Raw genomic sequence first — 20,108 nt, forward strand, 5'->3', positions numbered from 1 at the left:
ACGACCCGGTGGGCGATCAGCCGCCCTTCTTGGCCCGCTTGCCCGGGTTCTTCTTGCTGCGGGTCGCGGTGCCGCGCTCCAGGCTCACCTTTTGGCCGCCACCCGACTTGGGGACGTTGTAGCCGGGTTGCGGAACGGGCTTGGGGGTGGCAATGCGGTCTGCCTCGGTGCGGATTTTCTTGGGCATGGAAAGCTCAGGTGATAAGAAATCGAAGGACGTAATTAAGCCACATCGTCGAGCAGCCGCACTTTGACGGTCTTGCCCTTGACGCGGCCGGTGGAAAGCTTGTGCGCAGCCTCGCGCGCGATGCGCCGGTCGACCGCCACGTAGGTGGAGAATTCGTTGACGTTGATCTTGCCGACCTGGTCGCGCGTGAAGCCGGCCTCGCCGGTCAGGGCGCCCAGCACGTCGCCGGCGCGGATCTTCTCCTTGCGGCCGCCGACGATCTGCAAGGTGGCCATCGGCGGCTGCAGCGGGCCGGCGGCATCGGCCGTGAGTTCGGCCAGCGGATGCCATTCGGATTCGCGGCCCTGCAGCTGCTCGATCTTGCCGACGCTGCCCATCTCGTCCATGCTCGCCAGGTTCAGCGCTAGGCCGTCGGCGTCACCGCGGCCGGTGCGGCCGATGCGGTGGATGTGGACTTCGGAGTCGGGCGTGACGTCGACATTGATCACCGCCTCGAGGTCGGCGATGTCGAGGCCGCGCGCCGCGACATCGGTCGCCACCAGCACCGAGCAGCTGCGGTTGGCGAACTGCACCAGCACCTGGTCGCGCTCGCGCTGCTCGAGTTCGCCGAACAGGGCCAAGGCGCTGAAGCCCTGGGCCTGCAGCACCTGGACCAGGTCGCGGCACTGCTGCTTGGTGTTGCAGAAGGCGAGCGAGCTCTGAGGCCGGAAGTGGTTCAGCAGCAGGCTGACCGCGTGCAGCCGCTCGGTGTTCTTGACCTGGTACCAGCGCTGGCGGATCTTGCCCTCTTCGTGCTGGGCCTGCACCGTGATCTGCTGCGGGCTCTTCATGAACTGCGCCGCGAGCTTCTGGATGCCCTCGGGGTAGGTGGCCGAGAACAGCAGCGTCTGGCGCTCCTTGGGGCACAGCCGGGCGACCTTCACGATGTCCTCGAAGAAGCCCATGTCGAGCATCCGGTCGGCTTCGTCGAGCACCAGCGTGTTCAGCGCTTCGAGGTTGAGGCTGCCGCGGTCGAGGTGGTCCATGATGCGGCCGGGCGTGCCGACCACGATGTGGGCGCCGTGCTCCAGGCTGGCCAGCTGGCCGCGCAGGGCGACGCCGCCGCAGAGCGTGACCACCTTGATGTTCTCTTCGGCCCGGGCCAGGCGGCGGATCTCGGTCGTCACCTGGTCGGCCAGCTCGCGCGTCGGGCACAGCACCATGGCCTGCACCGCGAAGCGTCGCGGGTTCAGGTTGGTCAGCAGGGCCAGCGCGAAGGCGGCCGTCTTGCCGCTGCCGGTCTTGGCCTGGGCGATCAGGTCCCGGCCGAGCAGCGCCACCGGCAGGCTGGCCGCCTGGATCGGCGTCATCTGCAGGTAGCCGAGCTGCGTCAGGTTCGCGAGCGCCTGCGGCGACAGCGGCAGCGCGGCGAAATCGGTGGCGGGACCGGTCACGGGGAGGGTCAGCGGCGCTGCGAGTTGTTGCCGCTGTTGACCGGCGGCGGACCGCGGCGTTCCAGGTGCCGGAAGGTGATCCGGCCCTTGGTCAGGTCGTAGGGCGAGAGTTCGAGCGACACCTTGTCGCCGGCCAGGATGCGGATGTGGTGCTTGCGCATCTTGCCGCCGCTGTAGGCGATCAACTGGTGGCCGTTGTCGAGGGTGACGCGGTAGCGGGAGTCAGGCAGCACTTCGGTCACTGCGCCGTTCATTTCGATCAGTTCTTCCTTGGGCATGAATTACCTTTTGAATGGGTTGTCGTGATTGGATAGGAAATCGGTGTGCCGAATCAAGCGGCGCAATGCGTGCGCGGTGCGCCGCGTTCGCGGATCCAGCCCAGGCCCTGGTCGACCGCGTAGCGGACGGCCGCCGCGTGACTGGCAAAACTGGGCGTGAAACGCATCACGCGGTCGTGCGTGCCGCTGCCGCGGCCGGATCGGATCGAGACCGATGCCGCATAGCGGCCGTCGTCCAGGTCCTTGATGAGCGGCGAGACAAGGTACTTGCCCACTGCGATGCTGTGTTGAATGATGTCCATCGAAAGCCTTGGCACCCGCGACGCCGCGGAATGCCGAAATTGAGATTGAATACAACGAGCGCAGGCCGGCCGGAAATGGCGCCCACCGGAGCGGACAGCGCGCTGTTCGCTTCAACAAAGTACGAAGGCAGTGGTGGCAAATCTTGGGCGCCCGGTCTGGCGCTCCAACACACTGTGGAGCCGGCTTGTCGTGAGGGGCCCGGAGATCTCCAGAATCTCCAGCCCGGCCGGCCAATGACGAAAGTGCTTCGTCGTTAAATCGAAACGAACCCCGGATTATATCCGATCTGGCATGACAGTTGCTATTTCGGCTTTGTGACAGTCCGCCAGGCGCTTGCGGGCCCGGCGCTTGGGGCGCACCATGGCGCCATCGTTCCAAGGAGCGCCGCCATGCAAAACCACCCCTTCGCCACGCGGCCGATGGCGCCGCCGCGGCGCTGGCGCTCCCCATGGGTCGGGGTTCTGGTGGCCGCGCTGGCATGGCTCGCCCCGGCGCAGGCGGCCACCCCGGCGACTGCCGTCGATGCCGCCCGGGCCGAGGCCCAGGTGCAGGCGCTGCAGCGTGCCGGCGACGCGGTGGTCGCGCTCGAGGTCACGGCCACCGAGGGGGCCACCTCGGCCGAGAACCTGGGCCGGCAGCGCAGCGGGTCGGGCGTGGTGATCGGTCCCGACGGGCTGATCCTCACGATCGGCTACCTGCTGCTGGAGGCCGAGACCATCGAAGTCCTGACCCAGGACGACCGCCGGCTGCCGGCGCGCCAGGTGGCCTACGACCTGGCGACCGGGTTCGCGCTGGTGCGACCGCTGGTGCCGCTCCCCGGCATCGAGCCGGTGCCCCTGGCCGGCGTCGTCGGGCTGCGGCCGGGCGAGCCGCTGCTGGCGGCCAGCGGCGGCAGCGGCGGCGCCGAGGTGGCGTTCACGCGCCTGGTGGCGACCCGGCCGTTCTCCGGCAACTGGGAGTACCACATCGACGTCGCCCTCTTCACCAGCCCGCCGATCGCCAACCACAGCGGCGCTTCGCTGTTCAACCGCAACGGCGAACTGGTCGGCATCGGCAGCCTGCTGGTGCGCGAGGCGGGTGGCCCGAACCGGCTGCCGGGCAACATGTTCGTGCCGGTCGAGCTGCTGCGGCCGATCCTGGCCGAGATGCAGTCGACCGGGCGCACCCGGGCAAGTGTTCGGCCCTGGCTCGGGCTCTCGTCCTTCGAGCGCGACGGTCATGTGCAGATCGTGCGGGTCGACCGCTGGGGTCCGGCGCTGGAGGCCGGCCTGCAGCCCGGCGACGTGGTGCTCGAGATCGATGGCGTCCGGGTGGCGACGCTCGAGGCCTTCTACAAGCAGCTCTGGACCCGGCCGGACGCCGAGGCCGACGTCCAGCTCACCGTGCAGCAGGGCACGCAGATCCGCAAGGTCAAGGTGCATGCGGTCGACCGCATGCAGACCTTGCGCAAGCCGCAGGGGATCTAGCCGATCCCGAGCATCTTCCGGTTGGCCGCCAGGTCGGCGCCGCCGCCGGCGAAATCGTCGAAGGCCCGGTCTGCGACGCGGATGATGTGGCGCCGGATGAACTCGGCGCCTTCGCGCGCACCGTCCTCCGGGTGCTTGAGGCAGCACTCCCATTCGAGCACCGCCCAGCCCGGGAAGTCATAGGCCGCCATCTTCGAGAAGATGGCGCCGAAGTCGACCTGGCCGTCGCCCAGCGAACGGAAGCGCCCGGCGCGGTCGATCCACGACTGGAAGCCGCCGTACACGCCCTGCTTGCCGGTCGGATTGAACTCGGCATCCTTCACGTGGAAGATCTTGATGCGCTCGTGGTAGTGGTCGATGTAGTCGAGGTAATTGAGCTGCTGCAGCACGAAGTGGCTCGGGTCGTACAGCAGGCAGGCCCGCGGATGGTTGCCGACCCGCTCGAGGAACATCTCGTAGCTCACGCCGTCGTGCAGGTCCTCGCCCGGATGGATCTCGTAGCCGCAGTCGACGCCGGCCTCGTCGAAGGCGTCGAGGATCGGCTTCCAGCGCCGCGCCAGTTCGTCGAAGGCCTCCTCGATCAGCCCGGCCGGGCGCGGCGGCCAGGAGTAGAGGTAGGGCCAGGCCAGCGCGCCCGAGAAGGTCGCGTGCGCCGTCAAGCCCAGATGGGCCGAGGCCCGGGCCGCGTCGTGCAGCTGTTGCACGGCCCACTGCTGGCGCTTGGCCGGGTCGCCACGCACCTCGGGTGCTGCGAAGCCGTCGAAGCCGGCGTCATAGGCCGGATGCACGGCCACCAGCTGGCCCTGCAGGTGGGTCGACAGCTCGGTGATCTCGAGGCCGTGGCGGGCCAGCGTGCCCTTGACTTCGTCGCAATAGGTCTTGCTCTCGGCCGCCTTGCGGAGGTCGAAGAGGCGCGCATCCCAGCTCGGTATCTGCACGCCTTTGTAGCCCAGGCCCGCGGCCCAGGCGGCGATGGCGTCGAGCGAGTTGAAGGGCGCGGTGTCCGCCGCGAACTGGGCCAGGAAGATGGCCGGCCCCTTGATCGTCTTCATGTGCTTGTCTCCGGGTCGTGAGGCATCGATGATGCCATCGCGGCATGCCGTCCGACAGGGCGGCAGCTTCGCCGTCCGAGTGCATGGGGCGGCGGAAGGCGACACAATGGCCACTGCCACTCCACATCGGAGCGCCGCGGGGTTCTCGCGACGCACAGAGAGCCAATGTCACAAACCGTTTCGGGGCGCCTCAAGATCGGCTTGTCCGCCTGCTTCTCCCACGCCGACCCGGCGCGCTCGCTGTTCACCAACAAGACGCTGCAGTACGTGGAGCAGTCGATCACGCACTGGCTGATGTCGGCCGGCGCGATGGTGGTGATGGTCCCCTGCCCGACCGGCGCGACCGCGCGCGGCGACACCAAGCTGTCGCACTACGCCGAATGGCTCGACGGCGTCGTGATGCACGGCGGCGCCGACGTCTGGCCCGGCAGCTATGGCGAGGTGCCGCTCAAGGACGCCTGGGTGGGCGACCGAATCCGCGACCTCTACGACCTGGCACTGGTCGAGGCCTTCGAGCAGGCCGGCAAGCCGATCTTCGGCGTCTGCCGCGGCTTGCAGCTGATCAACGTGGCCTTCGGCGGCACCCTCTACCAGGACATCGAGGCCCAGCACCCGAACGCCCTGCGGCACCGCGACGCCGAGACCTACGACCAGAACTTCCACGAGATCAGCATCACGCCCGGCTCCCGCCTGTCGAAGCTCTACCCGGGCATGGAAAGCGCGCGCGTCAACAGCATCCATCACCAGGGCGTGAAGGACCTGGCGCCCGGCTTCGAGGTCGATGCGTGGAGCATCCCCGACCGCATTCCGGAGGCGATCCGGCGCCGGGTCGACCGCGGCCGCAGCTACATCGCCGCGACCCAGTGGCACCCGGAGTTCCACACCTACGGCGCCACCGACACGGTCGACGACTCCGCCATCCTGCAGGACTTCCTGTGGGCCTGCGCCACCGCCAAGGTCAGCCCGAAGGGGCCGCTGCGCAGCGCGCCCGGCCGCATCCGCAACCGTGCGGCCCGGCTTCTGCGGCAGGCGCTGCTGATGCGCTGAGGCGTTGGCCGGCCGCCCTCAGCGGCTCTGGTTCTTGACGTTGCTGACGTTGGCGTCGATCGTGCCGAACACGGTGATGCCGCTGCTGCCCGCGGCGCTGCCGCCGCCGCCGGCGCTCGAGGCACCGCGTGCGGCGCAGCCCACCGCCAGGCAGAGGGTGGCGGCGAACGCCACCGCAAGCACTGTCTTCATGCGAGTCCCCTTCATGCGCCGAGGTGCTTGCCGACGATGCCGGCCAGCTCGAACATCGTCACCTGGTCCTTGCCGAACACCGGCTTCAGCTTGGCGTCGGCATTGATGGCGCGCTTGTTCGCCGCGTCCTGCAGGCCGTTGGCCTTGATGTAGTCCCACAGCTTCTTGATGACCTCGGTGCGCGCCACCGGCTCGGCGCCGATCACCGCGGCCAGCGCCTCGCTGGGCTTGAGTCCGGCGCCCGGCTTGCGCGGCGCCTTGGGCGCGGCGGCCTTCTTGGCGGCGGGCAGCTTCTTGGCCGCCGGGGTCTTCGCCGCCGCTTTCTTCGCCGCCGGCGCCGCCTTCGCGAAAGTCTTGCGCGGCGGGAACTTGCTGGTCCGCGGCTCGAACTCGAACGCCACCTTGCCCTCGTCCTTGTTCCAGGCCAGGAAGGCCTTGAAGGGGCGGCGCGTGCGCATCGAGACGAACTTGTCGAGCAGGTCGGTCTTGCCGGTGGCCAGCAGCTTCTCGACCTGGGCGCGCTCGATCGGCTGCTGCAGGATGATCTTGCCGGTCTTGAAGGTGCAGCTCGGCGTCGCCTGGGTGTTGGTGGGCACCGATTTCTCGCAGACGTAGTTGCTGCCGTGCTCGAACACCGGCGCGCCGCAGATCGGGCAGGGCCCGACGGTGTCCTGCTGGCTGAAGTCGACGATCTCGCCGGTGTCGGCGTTCTTGTCGTCGCCGAAGTCGAACTCCAGCTTCCAGTTCTTCGCTTCCTCGTCGAACTTGAGAATGATCTCGGAAGTGAAAGGCCAGCCGGCCTTCGAGCGGAAGCCTTCCAGCGGGCCGATGTGCTTGTCGCGCAGCAGCGCCTCGGCCTCGGCCACCTCGAAGGTGCGCCCGGCCGGCGACTTGCCGAACGAGAAGCCGCAGGGTTCCTGCCCGGGCTTGCCGGTGCAGCTGTAGCGGCGGTAGTTCTCCTTCACGACGCCGCCGCAGTTGGGGCATGGCGTCGCCAGCGTGGCGTAGTCGCCGGGCACGGTGTCGCGGTCGTATTCCTTGGCCTTCTTGACGATGTGCTCCGTCATCTCGGCGATCTCGCGCATGAAGGCCTCGCGGCTCAGCTTGCCGTGCTCCATCTGCGCCAGCTTGTATTCCCATTCCCCGGTGAGCTCGGCCTTGGAGAGTTCCTCGACGCCGAGCCCGCGCAGCAGGGTCATCAGCTGGAAGGCCTTGGCGGTCGGGATCAGCTCGCGGCCTTCGCGGATCATGTACTTCTCGGCCAGCAGGCCTTCGATGGTGGCGGCGCGCGTGGCGGGCGTGCCCAGGCCCTTCTCCTGCATGGCCTCGCGCAGCTCGTCGTCGTCGATGGTCTTGCCGGCGCCTTCCATCGCGCCGAGCAGCGTGGCTTCCGAATAGCGCGCCGGCGGCCGGGTCTTCAGGCCCTTGGGGTCGGCCGCCTCGACCTTCACCAGCTCGCCCGGCTTGACCGGCACCAGCCGCTTGCCGTCCTTGTCGTCGTCCTTCTCGTCGTCCTCGGCTTCCTTGCCCCAGATCGCCAGCCAGCCGGCCTTCACGAGCACCTTGCCGTCGGTGCGGAACGGGTATTTCTTGCCGCCCTGCTCGACCGTGCTGATGCGGGTCGTGACCTGGTATTCGGCGCTCGGGAAGAACACCGACATGAAGCGCCGCACGACGAAGTCGTACAGCTTCTGCTCGGCGTCGGACAGGCCGCTGGGCGCCTGCAGCGTCGGGATGATCGCAAAGTGGTCGCTGACCTTGGCGTTGTCGAAGATGCGCTTCGACGGCTTCACGTAATTGTTGTCGACCGCCTGCTGTGCGAAGGGCGCGAGGTGCTTCATGCCGCTGTTGGCGAGCATCTTCATCGTGTCCTTGACCACCGGCAGGTAGTCCTCGGGCAGCGCCCGCGAGTCGGTCCGCGGGTAGGTCAGCGCCTTGTGGCGCTCATAGAGGCTCTGCGCCAGCGCCAGCGTGGTCTTGGCGCTGAAGCCGAAGCGGCCGTTGGCCTCGCGCTGCAGCGAGGTCAGGTCGAACAGCAGCGGCGACGCGCTGGTGGTGGGCTTGCTTTCCTCGGTCACCGAGGCCGGCTTGCCGCGCGCGGCGTCGGCGATCTCGCGCGCCTCGCGTTCGTTCCAGACCCGGTCGGCGCGCTGCTCGGGGTCGGGCACGCCGTCGGGCCCGGGCGGCGGCTTCTTCCAGTTCGGGTCGAACCACTTGCCCGGGTAGGTGCCGGCCTCGGCCAGGAAGCTGCCGTGCACCTCCCAGTAGTCGCGGCTGACGAACTTGCGGATCTTCTCCTCGCGCTCCACCACCACCGACAAGGTCGGCGTCTGGACCCGGCCCACGGTGGTCAGGAAGAAGCCGCCGTCGCGCGAGTTGAAGGCGGTCATGGCGCGCGTGCCGTTGATGCCGACCAGCCAGTCGGCCTCGGAGCGCGAGCGGGCGGCGTCGGCCAGCCCCTGCATCTGCTGCTCGCTGCGCAGCTGGTCGAAGCCGTCGCGGATCGCCTGCGGCGTCATCGACTGCAGCCACAGGCGCTTGACCGGCTTGCCCAGCGGCGCCTTGCCGCCGGCGTACTGCTCGATCAGGCGGAAGATCAGCTCGCCTTCGCGGCCCGCGTCACAGGCGTTGACCAGCTGGGTCACGTCCTTGCGCTTGGCCTGCTTGACCACCGCGTTGAGGCGGGTCTTGGTCTTGTCGACCGGCTTCAGGTCGAAGCGCGGCGGGATCACCGGCAGGTTGGCAAAGCTCCACTTGCCGCGCTTGACGTCGAACTCCTCCGGCGCCTGGATCTCGACCAGATGGCCCACGGCACTGGTGACGACGTACCTGTCGTTCTCGAAGTGCTCGTCGTGCTTGTCGAACTTGCCGGCCACCGGCGTCAGCGCGCGCACGATGTCCTGCGCCACCGAGGGTTTTTCTGCAATCACCAACGTTTTCATCAACCAATCCTATTCATTCAGTCCACTCCCGCATCCTCCCGAGATGGGTGCCCCTCCCGCGCCATTCAACACGAGGCGGGACGGGGCCACCAGGCCGCCGCCGGGCCGCCCCAAGGCGGCCTGCGCCCCATCGGGGGGGGGCGAACCACACGAAGCGGGGAGCGTAGGGGCGACATCTTTACAATCGGGCGCTTCTCGCGTGCGTACGCGCACGCGCATGCGTACATATTCAAACTAACAGACTTCGGCGATGCCTTCCAAATCCCCCATTTCCGGCGGCCGCCGAATCCAGACCCGCCGCTCGGGCGTCCACGGCAACGGCGTCTTCGCCGTGCAGGATATTGCAGAAGGCGAAACGCTCATCGAATACAAGGGCGAGATCATTTCGTGGAAGGAAGCCCTGCGGCGCCATCCCCACGATCCGACCCAGCCGCAGCACACCTTCTACTTCCACGTCGACGACGACCGCGTGATCGACGGCAATGTCGACGGCAACGCCGCGCGCTGGATCAATCACTCGTGCGAACCGAACTGCGAGGCCGACGAGCAGAAGGGCCGGGTCTTCATCAAGGCGCTGCGCAACATCGCGGCCGGCGAAGAGCTGAACTACGACTACGGCCTGATCATCGACGAGCCGTACACCAGGAAGCTGCTGTCCGAGTTCCCCTGCTGGTGCGGTTCGACGGACTGCCGCGGCACGCTGCTGGCGCCGAAGGACGACGACGCGGCCAAGAAGAAAAAGAAGAAGAAAAAGGCCAAGAAGGTCGAAAAGAAGGCGCAGAAGCAGGCCGACAAGAAGTCCGGCAAGGCCGACAAGAAAAAGAGCGCCAAGGCCGAAAAGTCCGACAAGCGCTGAGCATGCCCTCCCCCTGGTTCGAAGACGAGATCACGCAGAGCCTGGCGCCGCTGCTGCCCGGCATCGGCGTCGAGGTGGTGGCCGAGATCGGTTCCACCAACACCGAGCTGATGCGCCGTGCGCGCGAGGGCCGCAACGCTGCCGTGCTGCTGGTGGCCGAGCGCCAGACCGCGGGCCGCGGTCGCCTGGGGCGTCCCTGGCAAAGTGCCCAGGACGCCCGCGAGCCGAGCTCGCTGACCTTTTCGCTCGGCCTGTCGCTGGCCCCGCGGGACTGGTCCGGCCTGTCGCTCGCGGTCGGCGTCAGCGTGGCCGAAAGCCTGGACCCCTCCGGCGCCGCCGGCCTGGCCCTCAAGTGGCCCAACGACCTGTGGGTCGGCGAACGCAAGCTCGGCGGCATCCTGATCGAGACCGCCCTGCTCCAGCCGGATGTGGCCGAGCGCTACCTGGTGATCGGCATCGGCATCAACATCGGCGCGCGCGAGGCGGCGGGCCTCAGCACGCCGCCCGCCTGGCTGAAGCAATGGCGGCCGGACGCGGCGCCGGGCGAGGTGCTGCGCGAGATCGCCGCCCCGCTGGTGCGCGACGTGCTGCTGTTCAGCGACAGCGGCTTCGTGCCCTTCGCGGCCCGCTTCGCCGCCCGCGACGTGCTGCGCGGCCGCGAGGTGCGGCTCAGCGACGGCACCGAGGGCTTCTGCGAAGGGGTCGGATGGGGCGGTGAGCTGATGGTCCGCACGGCCGCGGGCGTCCAGATGATCAGCAGCGCCGAAGTCAGCGTCCGGCCGCGTCCCGGGCCGCGATAGATCCCATGCGCCTGGTCGTCATCCTTCTGCTCGTCGCCAACCTGGGCTATTTCGCCTGGACCCGCGGCGCGCTGGCCCTCTTCGGCGCCGAGCCCGCGCGCTTCAGCGAGACCGAGCCGCAGCGGCTGCAGCAGCAGGTCCGCCCGGAGATGCTGCAGATCCGCAAGGTCGAGCCGACCAAGCCCTAGCTGGCGCGCCGAGGCCAAGGCGGTGCGCAGCGCGCCGCTGCATCAGATCCCGTCCATGTTTCGCCCGAACCTTGCTCATTTTCCCCACGCCGAACCGTTCGACGCTGCTCCCATTCTTCGCGGCCCCGAGCGGCCGGAACTGATTCGAACCGAGGTCCTGTCGGCGTTGTTCGAGGCCACGGCCCGGCGCGTGCCGACCCGGACGGCGCTGGTCTTCGGCGAGCGGCGCCTCGGCTACGGCGAACTGGACGAACAGGCCGAGCGTTGCGCATCGAGGCTCGTCGACGACGGCATCGGCCCCGGGCAGATCGTCGGCCTGTGGCTGCCGCGCGGCATCGAGCTGCTGGTGGCGCAGCTGGCGATCGCGAAGAGCGGCGCCGCCTGGCTCGCGCTGGATGCCGACACGCCGGTCGAACGCATCGCCGCCTGCCTGGACGATGCCGGCGCCGCGGGCATCGTGAGCTGCAGCGCCTTCGCCCCCCGGCTGGCGGCGATCGGCCGGCCGCTCTGGGCCGTCGAGGCGCTGCTGGCCGAATGCGTCCCGGCGGGCGCGCTGCGGCGCCGCGCCGCAGCGCTGCCCGAGCACCCGGCCTACGTGATCTACACCTCGGGCTCGACCGGGAAGCCCAAGGGCATCGCCATCAGCCAGCGCAGCATCTGCCACTTCCTGCGCAGCGAGAACGCGCTGCTGGGCGTGCGCCAGGACGACCTCGTCTACCAGGGCTTTTCGGTCGCCTTCGACATGTCGTTCGAGGAGATCTGGCTCAGCTACCTGGTCGGTGCGACGCTCTGGATCGCACCGAAGGCGCTGGCCACCGATCCCGAAGCGCTGCCGCAGGCGCTGGCCGCGCACCGCATCACCGTGCTGCATGCCGTGCCCACCTTGCTCGCCCTCTTCGGGCAGGACGTGCCGAGCCTGCGCCTGGTCAACCTCGGCGGCGAGGCCTGTCCGCCCTCGCTGGTGGAACGCTGGGCCCGGCCCGGGCGCCAGCTGTTCAACAGCTACGGCCCGACCGAGACCACGGTGTCGGCCAGCCTGGCCGAACTGGAGCCGGGCGACCCCGTCACCATCGGCCTGCCGCTGCCCAACTACGCGCTGCTGGTGATCTCGACCGACATGGCAGCCGGCCCCCGGCTGCTGCCGCGCGGCGAGATCGGCGAGCTGTGCATCACCGGGCCCGGCGTCGCGGTGGGCTACCTGGGGCGGCCCGAGCTGACGGCCGAGAAATTCCTCCCCAACCCCTGGTCGCGCGACGCCGACGATGCCCGGCTCTATCGCACCGGCGACCTGGCCCGCATCGATGAATTCGGGCGCGTCCAGTGCCTGGGCCGCACGGACGACCAGGTCAAGATTCGCGGCTTTCGGGTCGAGCTCGGCGAGATCGAGGTGCTGCTGGCGCAGCAGCCCGGTGTAGGCACTGCGGCCGTGGTGCTGCGCGAGGTGCAGGGCGTCGACCAGCTGATCGCCTTCCTGGTGCCGGAGGGCAGCGCCGAGCTCTCGGCCCCCGCATTGCGCGCGGCGCTCGGCGCCCGGCTGCCGCCCTACATGGTGCCGGGCCGGATCGAGCTGCTGGCGCGAATGCCGCGGCTGAGCTCCGGCAAGATCGATCGCAAGGCCCTGAAGGCGCAGCCGCTCGCGGAAGCCGCCGTGCCGGCCGGCGATTCGGACCAGCCGGAGACGGCCGCCGAGGCCGCGCTGTTCGCGGCGCTGGCCACGCTCTTTCCCGGCTCCGCGATCCGGCGCGATTCGGACTTCTTCGACCAACTCGGCGGCCATTCGCTGCTGGCGGCGCGGCTGGCGTCGATGCTGCGGGCCGATCCGCGCTTCACCCGGATCACGGTGCGCGAGATCTACCGGCAGCGCACGGTCGGCGCCATCGCGGCCGCGCTGGAGGCCAGCGCCATCCAGCCGGCCGACCGCGTGCCCGACTGGACGCCGCCTCCGGCCTGGCGCCGCTGGCGCTGCGGCCTGGCGCAGGCGCTGGCGATCCCGGGGCTGGTCGCCGTTCGCATGGCGCAGTGGCTGGCGCCGTTCTTCACTTACCACTTCCATACCGGCAGCCCGGGCGATTCGGTCCCTTACGCGGTGGCGGTGTCGGTGGCCGCCTTCCTGGTCGCCACGGTGCTCGAGTTCGTCCTGGCCCTGGCCGGCAAATGGCTGATCGCCGGCCGGTTGGCGCCGGGCCGCTACCCGCTCTGGGGCCTCACCTATTTCCGCTGGTGGCTCGCCGACCGGCTGGTCGATGCGGCGCCCACCTATCTCATCAGCGGTTCCTCGCTCCACGCCTGGTGGCTGCGCGCGCTGGGCGCGCGCATCGGGCGCGACGTGGTCATCGGGTCGGTCAAGCTGCGCGCGCCCGACCTGTTCTCGGTCGGCGACGGCGCCAGCATCGGCAACGCGGTCAACTTCGAGAACGCGCGCGTGATGGGCGGCGAGCTGCTGATCGGGCCGATCGCCATCGGCGCCCAGGCCCATGTCGGCTCCTACGCGGTGCTGGAAGGCCACACCCGGATCGGGGACTGGGGCCATCTCGACGCCCAGTCCGCGCTGGCCGAGGGCCAGGCGGTGCCGGCGGGGCGCATCTGGAGCGGCTCGCCGGCGCGCGATGCGGGTGCCTTCGATGCGGCTTCACTGCGCCCGCGCCCCGCCGCCAGCCGGCGTCGGCGCATCGGTGAAGGGCTGTTCTTCTTCACCGGTGCGCTGCTGGTGGCGGCGCTGTTCTTCCTGCCCCTGTTCCCCAGCTTCATGCTGATCGACGTGCTGGACGACTTCGAACGCTTTCCGTGGCTGGAGACGAACGTGGTCGCGCTGCAGCTGCTGAAGTACTTCGTGCTGGCGCTGCCGGCGGCGGCGGTGATGATCGTGCTCACCGCGCTGGTCTCGGCCGGCATCCGCTGGAGCGTGCTGCCGCGCCTGGAGAGCGGCAGCTGGCCGGTGCACAGCAACGTCTATTGCGGCAAATGGCTGGTCAACCAGATCCAGGAGTCGAGCCTGGCAGTGCTGCACGGCGTGTACGCGACGCTGTTCGCGCCCTGCTGGTACCGGCTGCTCGGCGCCAAGGTGGGACGCAACGCCGAGATCTCGACCGCGCTGGGCGTGGTGCCCGACATGCTCACGCTCGGCGAGGGCAGCTTCATCGCCGATGCGGTGCTGCTGGGGGACGAGGAGATCGACGGCGGCTGGATGTCGATGCGCCCGACGGTCATTTCGCGCCGCAGCTTCATCGGCAACGGGGCCTACATCCCGGACGGCACCACCCTGCCCGAGAACGTGCTGATCGGCGTGCTCGGCCGCGCGCCCGATCCGGCCGCGGTCCGCAGCGGCGACACTTGGGTCGGCTCGCCGGCGCTGCGGCTGCCGGCGCGCGAAGTCGTCACCGGGCATCCGGAGGCACTGACCTTCAACCCCTCGCCCATCCGCAGGCTCGGACGCGGCCTGGTCGAGGCCTTCCGCATCGTTGCGCCGCATGCCATCGTGATCGCCGCCGGCTACACCATCGTGCTGGCCGTGATGCCCTCGGCGGCCGCCGGCCACTGGGGCGCCGTGGTCGCGTACCTGACCGTCGATGGGCTGATCTTCGGCCTCGCGACCTTCGTCTTCGTCCTGCTGTTCAAGTGGCTCTTCATCCGCCGCTACCGGCCGCTCGCGGTGCCGATGTGGACGCCCTTCGTCTGGCTCTCCGAGGCCGCGACCAATCTCTACGAGGGCATCGCGGTGCCCAACTTCATGCACTACCTGCGCGGCACGCCCTGGCTGCCGCTCGCCTTCAACCTGCTGGGCGCGAAGATCGGCCGCGGGGTCTACCTGGACACCACCGACCTCACCGAGTTCGACTGCGTGCGCATCGGCGACCACAGCGAACTCAATGCCCAGTGCTGTCCGCAGACCCACCTGTTCGAGGACCGCGTGATGAAGATCCAGCAGGTGGACATCGGCGCCCGGGTCAACATCGGCCCGCGCAGCATCGTGCTCTACGGCGCGACGGTGCACGACGGCGCGCAGCTCGGCCCGCTGACGCTGGTGATGAAGGGCGAGAGCATCCCGCCGTCGTCGCGCTGGAGCGGAAACCCCGCCGCGCCGGTGGCCGCCTGACCGGCCGCGGCCGTCAGGCGTGCGGGCCCGAGCCGGACGCGTGCCGGCCGCCGTCGCGGGTGTCGATGCGCAGGCTGACCAGCGTGCCGGGCGGCCGCTGGCCCGGATGGGCATCTTCGAGGCGGACGGTGGCGCTGTGCTGGCGGGCGATCTCCAGCACGATCGGCAGGCCCAGGCCCGAGCCGTCGGCCTCGTTGCCGAGCACCCGGTAGAAGGGCTGGAACACCAGCTCGCGCTCGTGCGCCGCGATGCCGGGCCCGTTGTCTTCCACCTGCAGCACCAGGACCTGGCCGAAGGGGTCGGCCAGCACCCGCGCCGTGACGACGCCGGGCCGCTCGGGCGCCGACGGCGTGTAGTTGAGCGCGTTGTCGACCAGGTTGCGCACCAGTTCCTTCAGCAGCGTCGGATTGCCCTCGAACACCACGCCGGGCGAACCCGTCTCGGCGCCCTCGTAGCCGAGGTCGATGCGCTTGTCGATCGCCCGCGGCACGGCCTCGCGCACCACCTCGATCGTGAGCCGGGCCAGGTCGCAGGGCTGGCGCCCGATGTTGGCGCCGCTGCCCTCCGCCCGGGCCAGCGACAGCAGCTGGTTGACGGTGTGCGTGGCGCGCACGCTGGCGCGCCCGATCTGCTTGAGCGACTGCTTGAGTTCGTCGGCGTTGGCGCCCTCGCGCTGGGCCAGGTCGGCCTGCATCCGAAGGCCGGCCAGCGGCGTCTTCAGCTGGTGGGCGGCGTCGGCGAGAAAGCGCTTCTGCGTCCCGATCGAGTCGTTGAGCTTGTTCAGCAGTTCGTTGACCGACAGCACCAGCGGCACGACCTCCAGCGGCACCGAGGATTCGTCCAGCGGGCTGAGGTCGCCGGGCTTGCGCTCGCGGATCCGCGCCTCGACCACCGACAGCGGCTTGATGCCGCGGACCAGCGCCAGCCAGATCAGCAGCACGGCCAGCGGCAGGATCGCGAACTGCGGCAGCAGCACGCCCTTGATGATCTCGGTTGCCAGCACCGACTGCTTCTCGCGCGTCTCGGCCACCTGGAGCAGGGCCAGCGGCACATCCGGCGGCTGGCCTGCCACCCAGAGCGAGGCGATGCGCACCTTCTGGCCGTGCATCTGTCCGTCGCGCAGGTAGACCACGCCGGGCACCGGCGGGTCGTCCGTGCCCGGGAACGGCACCTCGCGCTCGCCGCTCAGCAGCGTGCCGTGGACGTCGAGCAGCTGGTAGTAGACGCGGTCGATCTCGTCGCTGCCGAGGATCTCGCGCGCCGGCTGCGGCAGCGCGAACTTGATCTGCCCGTTGTCCGTGTCGACCAGCCGGGCCAGGGTCTGGATGTTCGACTCCAGCGCCCGGTCGAAGGGCGCATTGGCGATGCCCTGCGCCACCAGCCAGGTCACGCCGATGCTGACCGGCACCAGCAGCAGCAGCGGCGTGAGCATCCAGTCGAGGATCTCGCCGAACAGGGAGCGCTGGGCGCGCTGGAAGAGTTTGACCAAGCGGGTGCGGCGCGCCGGCGGTCAGGAGGGGATCTTCTCGAGGCAGTAGCCGAGCCCGCGCACGGTGGCGATGCGCACCGGCCCCTTCTCGATCTTCTTGCGCAGCCGGTGGATGTAGACCTCGATGGCGTTGAGGCTCACCTCCTCGCCCCATTCGCACAGGCGCTCGACCAGCTGGTCCTTGCTGACCAGCCGGCCGGCGCGTTGCAGCAGCACCTCGAGCAGGCCCAGTTCGCGCGCCGACAGCTCGATCATCTTGCCGTCGATGGTCGCCACCCGGCCGGCCTGGTCGTAGACCAGCGGGCCGTGCTTGATCGCGTTGCTGGTGCCGCCCATGCCGCGCCGGGTGAGGGCGCGCACGCGGGCTTCGAGCTCCTGCAGCGAGAAGGGCTTGGCCATGTAGTCGTCGGCGCCGTAGTCCAGGCCCTTGACCCTTTCCTCGACGCTGTCGGCCGCGGTCAGCACCAGAACCGGCAGCTGCGAACCGCGCGCACGCAGCCGCTTGAGGATCTCGAGGCCGTGCAGGTTGGGCAGGCCGAGGTCGAGGATCAGCAGGTCGAATTCGCTGTTGGTCATCAGCGCGGCATCGGCCTGCGTGCCGGTCGCCACGTGGTCGACCGCCGAGCCCGAGGTGCGCAGGCTGCGCAGCAGGGCGTCGGCCAGCACCTGGTCATCTTCTGCAATCAGTATCCGCATGCGGTGCCTCCAGACAGCCTTGGAATTCTAGGCCGCGGCGTAGGCCTCGAGACCGATGGTTACCACGGTGGCGATCTCTGCGCCGACGCTGGCGCGGAACTCGTCCTCGGCTTGCGCCACGGCGTTGCGGAAGGCCTCGAGCCAGGCCAGGCCGTCGGTGGTGAACAGCACCCGCCGGGCCCGCGCGTCGAGCGGATCGGGTCCGCGCCGGACCAGGCCCCAGGCCTCGCACTGGTCGACCAGCGTGCCCATCGCCTGCTTGGTCATGCCGGCCCGCTCGGCCAGCTCGGTCAGCCGCGAGCCCTCGCGCGCCAGGTGGCGCGTGATGTGGATGTGGGCGGCGCTCACCTGGGCCCGGGCCGCCAGGTTCGACAGCGCCAGCGGCACCTCGGCGTCATGCGCCATCAGGTGCAGCACCCGTTCGTCGAAGCGCCGCATCGCGTGGCCCAGCAGGCGGCCCAGGTGGGTCTGGCGCCAGGCATCGGAGGCTTTGTCCATGGTTTCGAATGGTAAGGCAAACTGACCAAAAAATGGATTGCCGACGCCATATCCCTCGCTACACTACTGTTCAAGCATCCAGCCTGTGATTAAAAGCAGATCGGTGCAGCCTCTACAACCCGTTGATATTCAAGGAGTTTTCCTCATGGACGCACTCGTCAAAGGCACCAGCATCTCGGTCCCCAACAGCGAAAAGGCCAAGGCCCTGCAAGCCGCCCTGGCCCAGATCGAAAAGCAGTTCGGCAAGGGCACGATCATGCGGCTGGGCGAGGGCGAGGCCCTGGAAGACATCCAGGTGGTCTCCACCGGCTCGCTGGGCCTGGACATCGCGCTCGGCGTCGGCGGCCTGCCGCGCGGCCGCGTCATCGAGATCTACGGCCCTGAATCTTCGGGCAAGACCACGCTCACGCTGCAGGTCATCGCCGAGATGCAGCGCCAGGCCGGCACCTGCGCCTTCGTCGACGCCGAGCACGCGCTCGACGTGCAATACGCCCAGAAGCTCGGCGTCAACCTGTCCGACCTGCTGATCAGCCAGCCCGACACCGGGGAGCAGGCGCTCGAGATCGTCGACTCGCTGGTGCGCTCCGGCGCGGTCGACCTGATCGTGGTCGACTCGGTCGCCGCGCTCACGCCCAAGGCCGAAATCGAAGGCGAGATGGGCGACTCGCTGCCCGGCCTGCAGGCCCGCCTGATGAGCCAGGCGCTGCGCAAGCTCACCGCCACCATCAAGAAGACCAACTGCATGGTCATCTTCATCAACCAGATCCGCATGAAGATCGGCGTCATGTTCGGCTCGCCCGAAACCACCACCGGCGGCAACGCGCTCAAGTTCTACGCCTCGGTGCGGCTGGACATCCGCCGCATCGGCACCATCAAGAAGGGCGACGAGGCGATCGGCAACGAGACCAAGGTCAAGGTGGTCAAGAACAAGGTGTCGCCGCCCTTCAAGACCGCCGAGTTCGACATCCTGTTCGGCGAGGGCATCAGCCGCGAGGGCGAGATCATCGACATGGGCGTCAACGCCAAGATCGTCGACAAGTCGGGCGCCTGGTACGCCTACAACGGCGAGAAGATCGGCCAGGGCCGCGACAACGCCCGCGAGTTCCTGCGCGAGAACCCCGAGTTGTCGCGCGAGATCGAGAACAAGGTGCGCGAGTCGCTGGGCATTCCGCTGCTGGCCGCGGCGGTCGAGAGCGCCGATGCCGACAAGCCCGAGAAGGCGGACAAGGCGGAGAAGGCCGACAAGGCCGAGAAGAAGTAACCACCCGCATGGCCTTCAGTGCGCCATCGCTCAAGGGGCGCGCCCTGCGCCTCTTGAGCCAGCGCGAACATTCGCGCGCCGAGCTCGAGCGCAAGCTCAAGAAATACGAGGAAGAGCCCGGCACTCTGGCCCAGGCCCTCGACGAGCTGGCCGCCAAGGATTTCATCAGCGAGGCGAGGGTGGTGCAGTCGGTGCTGCACCAGCGCGCGGCCCGGCTGGGCGCCGCCCGGGTTCGCCAGGAACTGCTGCACAAGGGCATCGCGCCCGAGGCGGTGGCCGAGGCGGTGGCGGGGCTGCAGGGCAGCGAGTTCGAACGTGCGCTCGAGGTCTGGAAGCGCCGCTTCGGCGCCTTGCCGCAAGATGCCACCGAGCGCGCCCGCCAGGTCCGATTCCTGATGGCGCGCGGATTCGCCGGTGCCGTCGTCGCCAAGGTGCTGCGGCACGACCCGGACGAATAGGCCGGCTTCGCCAGGCCTCACGCGCATGGCTAGCGTCTGCGAGTGGGCAACTGCAGGGTGTTCTTTGACTTCGACGTTTCGATTCGCATCGTCAGCATCGAGGAAGTGAGGAAACGAGAGGAACAAACCTACTAGTTTCCAGACCATCCTGGGTGGAGATGGTCGCCCTGTCTTCGTCGTGTTGGGCCTGACCAGGGACGAAGTCGCCAAGCGCATGGGCGTGACGCAAAGCGCCTATGCGCAGCTCGAAACCAGCGCGCGCCTGCGCAAGGGATCGCGCGAGAACATCGCGAACGCGCTGGGCAACAGCAGCAGCCAACTCGATTTCTGAGGCTGGTCCTGCGCGATTGAATGCGAAGCCGCAAGATGCGGCCGAGCGGCCCGGCAGGCGCGGTTCTTGATGGCGGGGGACATGGGGATAGCTCCGGGCGCAGCGCTACCGATTTCGCGGCGCTTCAACCGTTCATGGAAACGGTCCAATCGGGCGAAGGAAATCTCTCTCTGTGGACTTTGAATGCCGATCGCCCCTGAACCCTGATAGCGTCCCATTTTTTCAGTCAAGGGGGCGCCGTGTCTGAAATCGCCGAGGAAATGAGAGCCTATCTGACATCGGTCGAGCAGAAGGACTTTTGCCGCAACATATCTGAAACAGTCGCCATCGCCAAGATGCATGTCTCCATACGTTACGAAGCAATTCTGAGGTGGGATCTTCAAGAGCAAACCCGCTTCAAAAAGTGGTTTGGGTCCGTGGAAGGAATTGGCCGAGGCTGTGTGGAAACTCCCTTGATGGTCGCCTATATTGAGCCAACCCGTCTGAACGAGGTGGTGGTCCATGAAGAGATTCATCGAAGGCGAAGACCGACAGCAGG

The 20,108-nt window shown here is 68.7% G+C and carries 20 protein-coding genes; 10 read left to right on the plus strand and 10 right to left on the minus strand.

Features of this window, described 5'->3' with window-relative positions; all coding sequences use genetic code 11:
• Positions 1 to 16 precede the first annotated feature (16 nt).
• From QTI33_RS33805 to QTI33_RS33820, 4 genes are read right to left on the minus strand one after another with little or no spacing between them, the layout of a single operon-like run.
• Positions 17 to 187, minus strand: a complete 171-nt coding sequence (locus tag QTI33_RS33805) for a hypothetical protein (protein WP_286371840.1) — start codon at positions 185 to 187, stop codon at positions 17 to 19.
• A gap of 35 nt (positions 188 to 222) precedes the next feature.
• Positions 223 to 1,632, minus strand: coding sequence for an ATP-dependent RNA helicase DbpA (dbpA, locus tag QTI33_RS33810; RefSeq protein WP_286510990.1), 1,410 nt, complete (start codon positions 1,630 to 1,632; stop codon positions 223 to 225).
• A complete protein-coding gene (infA, locus tag QTI33_RS33815) occupies positions 1,629 to 1,898 on the minus strand; it encodes a translation initiation factor IF-1 (protein WP_028249914.1) in 270 nt (89 codons plus the stop codon). The genes dbpA and infA overlap by 4 nt, the downstream gene beginning before the upstream one ends.
• Before the next feature lie 53 nt (positions 1,899 to 1,951).
• Positions 1,952 to 2,200 (minus strand): hypothetical protein, encoded by a 249-nt coding sequence (locus QTI33_RS33820; protein WP_286510970.1) that lies wholly within the window; start codon positions 2,198 to 2,200, stop codon positions 1,952 to 1,954.
• Between the two features lie 390 nt (positions 2,201 to 2,590).
• On the opposite strand from QTI33_RS33820, the gene QTI33_RS33825 reads away from it, so the two are divergent.
• The gene (locus tag QTI33_RS33825) at positions 2,591 to 3,667 is read left to right on the plus strand and encodes a S1C family serine protease (protein ID WP_286510971.1); all 1,077 of its coding nucleotides are present in this window, start codon (positions 2,591 to 2,593) and stop codon (positions 3,665 to 3,667) included.
• Here QTI33_RS33825 and QTI33_RS33830 read toward each other — a convergent pair.
• On the minus strand, positions 3,664 to 4,719 hold the full coding sequence (locus tag QTI33_RS33830) for a sugar phosphate isomerase/epimerase family protein (RefSeq protein WP_286510972.1): 1,056 nt from the start codon (positions 4,717 to 4,719) through the stop codon (positions 3,664 to 3,666). The two genes, QTI33_RS33825 and QTI33_RS33830, sit on opposite strands and share 4 nt — an antisense overlap.
• A gap of 165 nt (positions 4,720 to 4,884) precedes the next feature.
• Here QTI33_RS33830 and QTI33_RS33835 point away from each other — a divergent pair, with 165 nt between their 5' ends.
• Positions 4,885 to 5,766 (plus strand): gamma-glutamyl-gamma-aminobutyrate hydrolase family protein, encoded by an 882-nt coding sequence (locus QTI33_RS33835; protein WP_286510973.1) that lies wholly within the window; start codon positions 4,885 to 4,887, stop codon positions 5,764 to 5,766.
• Between the two features lie 18 nt (positions 5,767 to 5,784).
• On the opposite strand, the gene QTI33_RS33840 is transcribed toward QTI33_RS33835, so the two are convergent.
• Together QTI33_RS33840 and QTI33_RS33845 are read right to left on the minus strand one after the other, a co-directional pair.
• On the minus strand, positions 5,785 to 5,958 hold the full coding sequence (locus QTI33_RS33840; protein ID WP_286510974.1) for a hypothetical protein: 174 nt from the start codon (positions 5,956 to 5,958) through the stop codon (positions 5,785 to 5,787).
• Between the two features lie 11 nt (positions 5,959 to 5,969).
• Positions 5,970 to 8,900, minus strand: a complete 2,931-nt coding sequence (locus QTI33_RS33845; RefSeq protein ID WP_286510975.1) for a DNA topoisomerase III — start codon at positions 8,898 to 8,900, stop codon at positions 5,970 to 5,972.
• 250 nt (positions 8,901 to 9,150) lie between these two features.
• Between QTI33_RS33845 and QTI33_RS33850 the strand changes: the two genes are divergently transcribed.
• From QTI33_RS33850 to QTI33_RS33865, 4 genes are read left to right on the plus strand one after another with little or no spacing between them, the layout of a single operon-like run.
• Positions 9,151 to 9,756 (plus strand): SET domain-containing protein, encoded by a 606-nt coding sequence (locus QTI33_RS33850; RefSeq protein WP_286510976.1) that lies wholly within the window; start codon positions 9,151 to 9,153, stop codon positions 9,754 to 9,756.
• A 2-nt stretch (positions 9,757 to 9,758) separates the two neighbouring features.
• Positions 9,759 to 10,556 (plus strand): biotin--[acetyl-CoA-carboxylase] ligase, encoded by a 798-nt coding sequence (locus QTI33_RS33855; RefSeq protein ID WP_286510977.1) that lies wholly within the window; start codon positions 9,759 to 9,761, stop codon positions 10,554 to 10,556.
• A gap of 5 nt (positions 10,557 to 10,561) precedes the next feature.
• The gene (locus QTI33_RS33860) at positions 10,562 to 10,744 is read left to right on the plus strand and encodes a sporulation protein (protein ID WP_286510978.1); all 183 of its coding nucleotides are present in this window, start codon (positions 10,562 to 10,564) and stop codon (positions 10,742 to 10,744) included.
• 55 nt (positions 10,745 to 10,799) lie between these two features.
• Positions 10,800 to 14,837, plus strand: coding sequence for a Pls/PosA family non-ribosomal peptide synthetase (locus tag QTI33_RS33865; protein ID WP_286510979.1), 4,038 nt, complete (start codon positions 10,800 to 10,802; stop codon positions 14,835 to 14,837).
• Positions 14,838 to 14,850: 13 nt separating this feature from the next.
• Here the strand turns inward: QTI33_RS33865 and QTI33_RS33870 are convergent, their stop codons facing one another.
• The 3 genes from QTI33_RS33870 to QTI33_RS33880 form a co-directional block, all read right to left on the minus strand.
• Complete coding sequence (locus tag QTI33_RS33870) at positions 14,851 to 16,269, minus strand: sensor histidine kinase (RefSeq protein WP_286510991.1); 1,419 nt, start codon at positions 16,267 to 16,269, stop codon at positions 14,851 to 14,853.
• Between the two features lie 78 nt (positions 16,270 to 16,347).
• Entirely contained in the window at positions 16,348 to 17,022 is a 675-nt protein-coding gene (locus tag QTI33_RS33875) for a response regulator (RefSeq protein ID WP_286510980.1), read from the minus strand.
• A 27-nt stretch (positions 17,023 to 17,049) separates the two neighbouring features.
• Entirely contained in the window at positions 17,050 to 17,520 is a 471-nt protein-coding gene (locus QTI33_RS33880) for a MarR family winged helix-turn-helix transcriptional regulator (RefSeq protein ID WP_286510981.1), read from the minus strand.
• A gap of 145 nt (positions 17,521 to 17,665) precedes the next feature.
• Between QTI33_RS33880 and recA the strand changes: the two genes are divergently transcribed.
• The 4 genes from recA to QTI33_RS33905 form a co-directional block, all read left to right on the plus strand.
• Positions 17,666 to 18,781, plus strand: coding sequence for a recombinase RecA (gene recA, locus QTI33_RS33885; RefSeq protein WP_286510983.1), 1,116 nt, complete (start codon positions 17,666 to 17,668; stop codon positions 18,779 to 18,781).
• A gap of 8 nt (positions 18,782 to 18,789) precedes the next feature.
• Positions 18,790 to 19,239 carry a recombination regulator RecX gene (gene recX / locus QTI33_RS33890; protein WP_286510984.1) on the plus strand — a complete coding sequence of 150 codons (450 nt, stop codon included), beginning with the start codon at positions 18,790 to 18,792 and terminating at the stop codon, positions 19,237 to 19,239.
• A gap of 181 nt (positions 19,240 to 19,420) precedes the next feature.
• Complete coding sequence (locus QTI33_RS33900) at positions 19,421 to 19,570, plus strand: helix-turn-helix domain-containing protein (RefSeq protein WP_444814925.1); 150 nt, start codon at positions 19,421 to 19,423, stop codon at positions 19,568 to 19,570.
• 239 nt (positions 19,571 to 19,809) lie between these two features.
• Positions 19,810 to 20,108, plus strand: a 299-nt coding sequence (locus QTI33_RS33905; RefSeq protein WP_286510985.1) for a hypothetical protein, incomplete at its 3' end; no start/stop codon positions are given.

It is taken from the genome of Variovorax davisae (genome assembly GCF_030316845.1).
Classification (GTDB): Bacteria; Pseudomonadota; Gammaproteobacteria; order Burkholderiales; family Burkholderiaceae_C; genus Variovorax; species Variovorax davisae.